Below are 7798 nucleotides of genomic sequence, written 5' to 3' on the forward strand. Positions count from 1 at the left end.
CTTGCCGGGCAGAATCCCGACGGCAAAGCAGAATCGGACACCGTGGTTACCGAAGTGAACGACAGCACGACCATCACGGCACCGGCACCGGCCGCTCCCGCGCCGAAGACGGCCGGGCTGCGGCGTGCGGTGATCGGCATCGAGCGGCGGTTCGGTTCGGCCGCCGTGGTTTTCGTGCTGATCACCGGCATCTTCGGTGCGGTGTGGTCGGTGCTGACGCCCCCGTTCTGGGGCCACGACGAGATCACCCAGTTCGGCCGGGCCTATCAGGTCGCGCACGGCGGCTTCCTGCCCGAGAAGATCCATGACGATCGCGGGCCGGCGTGGGGCGGCGACGTGCCGCTCAGCATCGACGCGCTGATGAGCTACGCCTTCCACGACTATCAGGACAACCCGGATGAGCCGGAGCCCATGGTCGAGGATCCGCACGTCTACGACCAGTTGGGCGGGGCCGCGGTCTCCGATCGGACCAAGCAGGTGTGGTTCACCAATACCGCGGCCTACTCCCCGGTTCCGTATCTGCCGTCCGCCGCGGGCATCCGCATCGCCGAGACCTTCGACCTCAGTGTCGGCGGCATGGTGCTGGCCACCCGCTGGGCCGGGCTGATCGCCTACCTGGTGATCGTCGGTTTCGCGCTGCGCGTGCTGCGCGGCCACCGGGTGCAGTGGCTGGCCTTCACCGTCGCGGTGCTGCCCATCGCGCTGTTCCAGGCCGGGACCGTCACCGCGGACACCGTCACCAATGCGCTGGCCCTGCTGGTGTCGGCGCTGGTGGTGAAGGGCCTGTTCCTCGGCGAGCGACTGACCCGGCCGGAGACGGTGGCCGCGCTGGCCACCACCGTGCTGCTGCCGGTGTGCAAGCCGACCTACGTCCTGATAGCCATGCTCACCGTGCTGATCCCGGTGCGCCGCTTCGGCTTCGGCGGCACCGAGCGGATCGCCGTGTGGCAGCGGGTGCTGCCGTGGGCGGCCGCGGGCGTCGGCGCGATCTCGTTCGCGGTGTGGATGAAGATCGCCGCCCCGACCGGTGACGGCATGAGCCTGATGCGGCCCGAGAAGCAGTGGGGCACTGTGCGTCCGGGCGACCAGCTGCACGGCATCCTCACCGACCCGTTGCACTTCCTGCGAATATTCGGCGACAGCATCGCCCGCCGCGACCAGCATTGGTTCACCCAGTTCTTCGGCGAGCTCGGCTTCTCCTACGTCGAGGTTCCCGCGCTCACCATCCTGGCGAGCCTGCTGGCCTTCACCATGAGCATCGGTGCGGCCGAACGCTTCCCGGCGCGCGGCGCGGACCGCACGCGCACCTGGCTGGTGCTGCTGACCATCGCGGCCAGCGTGGCCATGATCTACGTGACGCTGTACATGTCCTTCACGCCGGTCGGTTACTTCATCATCGACGGAGTGCAGGGCCGCTACTTCGTGCCACTCGCGGTGCTGGGCCTGGCGGTGGTGCTGCGCTGGATGCCGCTGCGGCTCACCGACGCCGCGGGCCGGGTCCCGGTGCGCGGCGTGGCGATCACGGTGGTGGCGGCCACCTCGGTGGCGCTCATCGCCGCGGTGATCAAGTATTCGACTATCGTCTGGGGATGACCCGCTGGGGAGTCCGATGGCGTCGATGGTCACGGGCGCGGCGAATTGCCGTGGTGTTGCTGATCATTGTCGCCATCCTGCTGACTCCCGTTGCCGCGGCCGCAGTGTTCCTGCGCCTGCAGGACGCCGGCACCCTGCGCGGCGATGCCCGCACCCGCGGCCACGACGCCGTCTGGCTGGGGCACGCCTGGGTCGACGGCCGTAAATCCGAGGCCGATATCGCCCAGCTGGGAATTCTGCTGGCCGGGACCGGAATCAAGGATCTCTACGTGCACACCGGGCCGCTCGACAATGACGGCACACTGTCTCCCCAGCTCTATCCACAGGCCCGCTGGTTCCTCGAGGCCGTGCATCGGACGCTGCCCGGAATTCGCGTACAGGCGTGGCTCGGAGATGTGCTCACGCCCGAATTCGACGGTCTGAATACCGATGATCCGGGGACTCGCGATCATGTCGTCACGACATCGTCGCAGGTACTCGATCTCGGATTCGACGGTATTCACTTCGATTTCGAGCCGGTGCGCTCGGGATCGGGCGGCTATATCACCATCCTGGATCGGGTCCGCTCCGTCACTTCGGCCAGGCCCGCGCTGCTGTCGGTCTCCGCTCCGGTTATCGATCCGCTACCCGGATTGCATTCGCTCGGCGTGGCCTTGTTCGATCACGGGAAATGGTGGTCGCAAGCCTATTTCGCGGAGGTGGCCCGGCGCGTGGATCAAATCGCCGTGATGTCCTATGACACCGCTATGCCGACCCGCGCACTGTACGGCGGATATGTCGCGCAGCAGACCAGTCTGGCCCTGCAGGTCACGCCGCCCGGCACGGATCTGCTCATGGGACTGCCCGCTTTCCGGGCCGAGAACGCGGCCCATCACGGCGCGGCCGAAACCGTCGCCGCCGCGCTGCGCGGCGTGCGCCTGGGGCTGGGCCGCACCGCGCACGACCGCCGGACGTTCGGGGTCGCGCTCTACGTGGATTTCGCGGCCACTCAACAGGATTGGGCCGACTACCGGCAGGACTGGGCCCAGTGCGCCGCCGCAGCGGCTAGATGACCTTTTCACCCGCGGCGACGTAGGCGGATTCGGTCGCGGCTTTCTGTGGGCGCCACCAGGATTCGTTGTCGCGGTACCAGTCGATGGTGGCCGCCAGGCCCTCGCGGAAATCGTGGTATCGCGGTTCCCAGCCGAGTTCGGTCCGCAGCAGGGAGGCGTCGATGGCGTAGCGCAGATCGTGGCCGGGACGGTCGGTGACGTGATCGAAATCGTCCGGGGCACGGCCGAATGCCTCCAGGATCAGCTCCACCACGGATTTGTTGTCGCGTTCGCCGTCCGCGCCGATCAGATAGGTCTGGCCGATGCGCCCGCGCTCCAGGATTTCCCAGACCGCGCTGTTGTGGTCGTCCACGTGGATCCAGTCGCGCACCTGGTGACCCGCGCCGTAGAGGCGGGGGCGGACACCGTCGATGAGATTGGTGATCTGCCGTGGGATGAACTTCTCCACATGCTGGTAGGGCCCATAGTTGTTGGAGCAGTTGGAGATTGTGGCCCGCACCCCGAACGACCGCACCCAGGCGCGGACCAGCATGTCGCTGGAGGCCTTGCTGGCCGAGTACGGACTCGACGGGTTGTAGGGGGTGTTCTCGCCGAATGCCGAGGGGTCGTCGAGTTCCAGATCGCCGTACACCTCGTCGGTGGAGATGTGGTGGTAGCGCACCTGATGGTGGCGCACCGCCTGGAGCAGCGAATAGGTGCCGACGATATTGGTCTGGACAAACGGCCACGGGTCGGCCAGCGAATTGTCGTTGTGCGATTCGGCGGCGAAATGCACCACCGCGTCCACACCGCCCACCAGGCGATCCACCAGCGCGGTGTCGGCGATGTCGCCGTGCACGAACTCGATTCGGTCCGCGACCGGGTCGAGTGAGGCGCGGTTGCCCGCATAGGTGAGTTTGTCCAGCACGGTGACTTGCACACCGGGACGCGCAGTCACGGTCTGGTGAACGAAGTTCGCGCCGATGAACCCGGCGCCGCCGGTTACGAGCAGTCGCACAGGGAAACACTACGTCGGCCGGGAAGAAGGCCCGCGATGGGTACGGGAAGTTGCCTTCTTTACACCAGCCGGGCGGTCGTTGTGCGCGGAATCGGACATCCGGTTGAAACAAACGCACGTAATTGAAAGGCGGCCGCTCGGTCCAAATGTCGCAATTCCACGGTGCTGCCGCGACATTCGTGCGACCAGCATCACGACTTCCCCTGCGGCACGTGTGACCTTCCTCACACGGACTGCTCCGGGTAACGATCATGCGGATCATATATCTGCGTCAAAACCTTTCCCTTGCAGCGCGTTTCCACTACCTTGCAGACCGCGCGATCGTCTTGGTGAACAAAATTTGAACGGACGGACACGATGGGTTCACCGCTCGTTAGCTGTTCTCCATTTCGATTCGACGTGTCCCCCCGAGCTCTTCGATGAGGTTTCTACAAATGCTGATGAGGAAATTCGCCGCCACCGCGGCGCTGGCCGTAGCCGCCGTGGCCGTCACCGCCGGCACCGTGAACGCGGCGCCCGCCGAGCAGGCCGACAACGGCGTGATCAACTACTCGGCCACCAACACCCCCGACAACGGTGCGATCATCCACACCGACGCCGGCTCCATGGTCATCGAGAACAACACCTTCGAGATCAAGGCCGCCAACGGCACCGTCGTGGCCGGCATGCCGCTGAGCTTCCGGGTCGACGACTTCGAGTTCCCGATCGCCGCGCAGATCAGCGACGACCACACCGCCAGCATCACCCCGCAGTACGACGTGAACCACGCCGTCTACAAGCCGGTCGCCCTGCCCTACGAGGACCAGGCTCCGTGGAAGTCGGACTACGACCGTGAGCAGGCCGCCTGGAACCGCCTGAAGGACACCATCTCCACCGGCGCCACCATCGGCACCCTGGTCGGCGGTCTGGGCGGCGCGGCCGTCGGCTGCATCGCCGGCATCGGTGTGGGTCTGGTCGCCACCGGCGCCCTGGCCACCCTGTTCGGCCTCGGCCCGCTCGGCGGCTGCGTCCTGGGTGCGGCCACCGTCGGCTTCCTGGGCACCCTGGCGGGTCAGCTGTTCGTGACCGCGCCGGTCGCCATCGCCGCCGCGATCCAGTACTTCTCCACCATCAACGAGCCGCACATCCAGCCGGCTCCGGCGAAGTAAGACACGCCTGCTGCATCGCGAAACCCCCGCCCGGATCATCCGGGCGGGGGTTTCGCCGTATCCGGGAACGGCGGCAGCGGAACAGATGTGGGGCCCGAGATCGGCGCCCCGAGCCCCACATCATCAATCAGGCTGTACCCCAACCGAATCGAGCGGGCGGCACGACACCGGGTCAGGCCGTGCGGGCGACCTGCCCGGCCTCGATGCGGTCGCGGACGAAGCGGGCCACGTGGGCCAGGGCGGCCCGGCTCTCCGGCATGGCGGGGAAGATGGCCATGAAGGCGTGCACCTGGCCGCGCCAGATCTCGAGCGTGGCGGGCACGCCGGACTGGGCCAGGCGCTGGGCCATGATCTCGCTGTCGCGGCGCAGCACCTCGTCCTCGGCGACGATGAGCAGCGCGGGCGGCAGGCCGGCCAGCACATTGTTGACCGGCGACAGCCGCGGATCCAGGCGGCCGTTCACCTCGGCGCCCAGCTTGATCACGGACTCCAGCGCGGACAGCGGGATCAGCGCGTCGCGGCGGTAGTTGGGGTGGGCGCGCTTCTCGGTGCAGTCCAGGTCCAGTGCGGGGCACAGCCCGACCAGTCCGGCGGGGACGGGCAGTCCGGCGTCGCGGGCGCGCAGGGCGGTGGCGAAGGTCATGTAGCCGCCCGCGGAGTCACCGGCGAACACCACCTTCGAGGCCGGGACGCCGTGCGCCAGCAACCATTTGTAGGCGGTCAGGCAGTCGGTGACGGATCCGGCGATATCGGTCTCGGGCAGCTGCCGGTACTCCACGCTCACCACCGGCAGCCCGGTGCGCCGGGCGATGGCCGCGACCACGGGGCGGTGGGTGTCGAGCCCGCACAGGAAGAAGCCACCGCCGTGCATGTACAGGACCGCGCCGTCGCGCAATGCCTTGCGGGCCCCGGCGGGCCGCACGATCTCCATGCGGAAGCCGTTGAGCCGTACCTGTTCCCGCTCCACTCCCCGCGGAGCCGGGCGCAGCTTGGCCAGGCTGTTGATCACGGTGCTGGCCACCGGCATGGAGGCGACGGTGACGGGCACCAGCTCGCCGGCCGGGCGGATCATGGTGCGAGCCACCACTGTCAGCGCACGGGCGGCGGCACTGGTCCGGTTGGGATTCTGGACGGGGACGTCCTCGTGGGCCGTTTCGCCGACAGGCCGTTCGTGAGCCATCGCGCACCTACCTCGTTGTTGGCGCGCCGAGCCGTTCGTCCGGAGCGACCGATACGTTGGCTCGGCACCCGGCGCGCGAGAGTCGGCGCTGACATCTCACATAGCGTTATTTCAGAACACCATGAGAACGTGACCTACGCAACAGATATCGCCGTATCCGCGCGTACGTAAACTGCCGTGATCGATTCGAAGTCCAGTCGGAACCTGACCGCCGCGCTCCGCCATCGAGCTGGCAGACTGTCGAGACATGCGCGGAATCATCCTGGCCGGGGGCACCGGATCGCGGTTGCACCCGATCACGCGCGGGGTGAGCAAACAGCTGGTCCCGGTGTACGACAAACCGATGGTGTACTACCCCCTGTCCACCCTCATGCTGGCGGGGATCCGGGACATCCTGGTGATCACCACTCCCGAGGACGCCGACGCCTTCGCCCGGCTGCTCGGCGACGGCAGCCGGTTCGGCGTGTCCATCTCCTATGTGGTGCAGCCGAAACCGGACGGGCTGGCCCGCGCCTTCGTGCTGGGCGCCGACCACATCGGCACCGAGAAAGCCGCGCTGGTGCTGGGCGACAACATCTTCCACGGCCCGGGCCTGGGCACCCAGCTGCAGACCTTCCACGACCTGGACGGCGGCGCGGTCTTCGCCTACCGGGTCTCCGACCCCACCGCCTACGGCGTGGTCGAATTCGCCGAGGGCCGGGCCATTTCCATCGAGGAGAAGCCCAAGGCGCCGCGCTCCAACTACGCGATTCCGGGGCTGTACTTCTACGACAACGACGTGCTCGCCATCGCGCGCGATCTGAAGCCGTCGGAGCGTGGCGAATACGAGATCACCGATATCAACCGCACCTATCTGGAGCAGGGCCGGCTGCACGTGCAGGTGCTGGCCCGCGGCACCGCCTGGCTCGACACCGGTACCTTCGACTCCCTGCTGGACGCCGCCAATTACGTGCGCACCATCGAGGAGCGGCAGGGCCTCAAGATCGGCGTGCCGGAGGAGGTGGCCTGGCGGCTCGGCTTCATCGGCGACGATGAACTCACCCGGCTGGCCGAACCCCTGGTGCGCTCGGGCTATGGAAAGTACCTGCTGGGCCTGCTGGACCACGGGCGAAGCTGGGAGTAGGCATGCGGATTCGGGAACTGTCGGTGCCGGGCGCGTGGGAGTTCACGCCCCGGCTGCACGGAGACGAGCGCGGCGTCTTCTACGAGTCGTTCAAGGCCTCGGAATTCGAGAAGGCGGTCGGACGGCCCTTCGACCTGCTGCAGGTCAATATCTCCACCTCCGCGGCGGGTGTGCTGCGCGGCATCCACTACACCGAGAATCCGCCCGGGCAGGCCAAATACGTGACCTGTGTGCGCGGGGCGTTCCTGGACGTGGTGGTGGACCTGCGCCGCGACTCCCCCACCTTCGGCCGCTGGGACGCGGTCGTCATCGACGATGTGGAGCGCAAGTCGGTGTTCCTGGCCGAGGGCCTGGGGCACGCGCTGCTGTCGCTGGAGGACGACTCCACCGTCAACTACCTGTGCTCGCTGGAGTACTCCCCCGAATTCGACCGGGACCTGGACGCTTTCGACCCGGACCTGGCCATCGAGTGGCCGGTCGTCGGCCGCAACGGCGAACCGCTCACCTTCGTCCGCTCGGACAAGGACGCCGCGGCCCCGCGACTCGCGGATCTGAAACTGCTGTCCCGCCTCCCCGGAACTTCAGCGGACAGCTGAGAGCCGTCGCCCGTCTGTCCCGCCTCCCCGGAACTTCAGCGGACAGCTGAGAGCCGTCGCCCGTCTGTCCCGCCTCCCCGGAACTTCAGCGGACAGCTGAGAGCCGTCG

General features: G+C 67.6%; 7 protein-coding genes. 5 read left to right on the forward strand and 2 right to left on the reverse strand.

The genetic code is table 11. The features are described 5' to 3' along the window. Nucleotides 1–42: 42 nt before the first annotated feature. Both ACFXKA_RS30985 and ACFXKA_RS30990 read left to right on the forward strand, forming a co-directional pair. Nucleotides 43–1593: a DUF2142 domain-containing protein gene (locus ACFXKA_RS30985; RefSeq protein WP_379429994.1), complete on the forward strand. Its 1551-nt coding sequence runs from the start codon at nt 43–45 to the stop codon at nt 1591–1593. After that, nucleotides 1590–2645 (forward strand): hypothetical protein, encoded by a 1056-nt coding sequence (locus ACFXKA_RS30990; protein ID WP_379429995.1) that lies wholly within the window; start codon nt 1590–1592, stop codon nt 2643–2645. The genes ACFXKA_RS30985 and ACFXKA_RS30990 overlap by 4 nt, the downstream gene beginning before the upstream one ends. Here the strand turns inward: ACFXKA_RS30990 and rfbB are convergent. Continuing rightward, entirely contained in the window at nt 2638–3642 is a 1005-nt protein-coding gene (gene rfbB, locus ACFXKA_RS30995; RefSeq protein ID WP_379429996.1) for a dTDP-glucose 4,6-dehydratase, read from the reverse strand. The genes ACFXKA_RS30990 and rfbB overlap by 8 nt on opposite strands. Before the next feature lie 434 nt (nt 3643–4076). Between rfbB and ACFXKA_RS31000 the strand changes: the two genes are divergently transcribed. Continuing rightward, a complete protein-coding gene (locus ACFXKA_RS31000) occupies nt 4077–4790 on the forward strand; it encodes a hypothetical protein (RefSeq protein ID WP_354838600.1) in 714 nt (237 codons plus the stop codon). Between the two features lie 172 nt (nt 4791–4962). Here ACFXKA_RS31000 and ACFXKA_RS31005 read toward each other — a convergent pair whose 3' ends face one another. Next, nucleotides 4963–5970, reverse strand: a complete 1008-nt coding sequence (locus tag ACFXKA_RS31005) for an alpha/beta hydrolase (RefSeq protein ID WP_354838597.1) — start codon at nt 5968–5970, stop codon at nt 4963–4965. A 247-nt stretch (nt 5971–6217) separates the two neighbouring features. On the opposite strand from ACFXKA_RS31005, the gene rfbA reads away from it, so the two are divergent. Together rfbA and ACFXKA_RS31015 are read left to right on the forward strand one after the other, a co-directional pair. Next, entirely contained in the window at nt 6218–7093 is an 876-nt protein-coding gene (gene rfbA / locus ACFXKA_RS31010) for a glucose-1-phosphate thymidylyltransferase RfbA (protein ID WP_354838594.1), read from the forward strand. Between the two features lie 2 nt (nt 7094–7095). After that, a complete protein-coding gene (locus ACFXKA_RS31015; RefSeq protein WP_379429997.1) occupies nt 7096–7689 on the forward strand; it encodes a dTDP-4-dehydrorhamnose 3,5-epimerase family protein in 594 nt (197 codons plus the stop codon). The last annotated feature ends 109 nt before the right edge of the window (nt 7690–7798 follow it).

It is taken from the genome of Nocardia sp. NPDC059228, assembly GCF_042754245.1.
Classification (GTDB): domain Bacteria; phylum Actinomycetota; class Actinomycetes; order Mycobacteriales; family Mycobacteriaceae; genus Nocardia.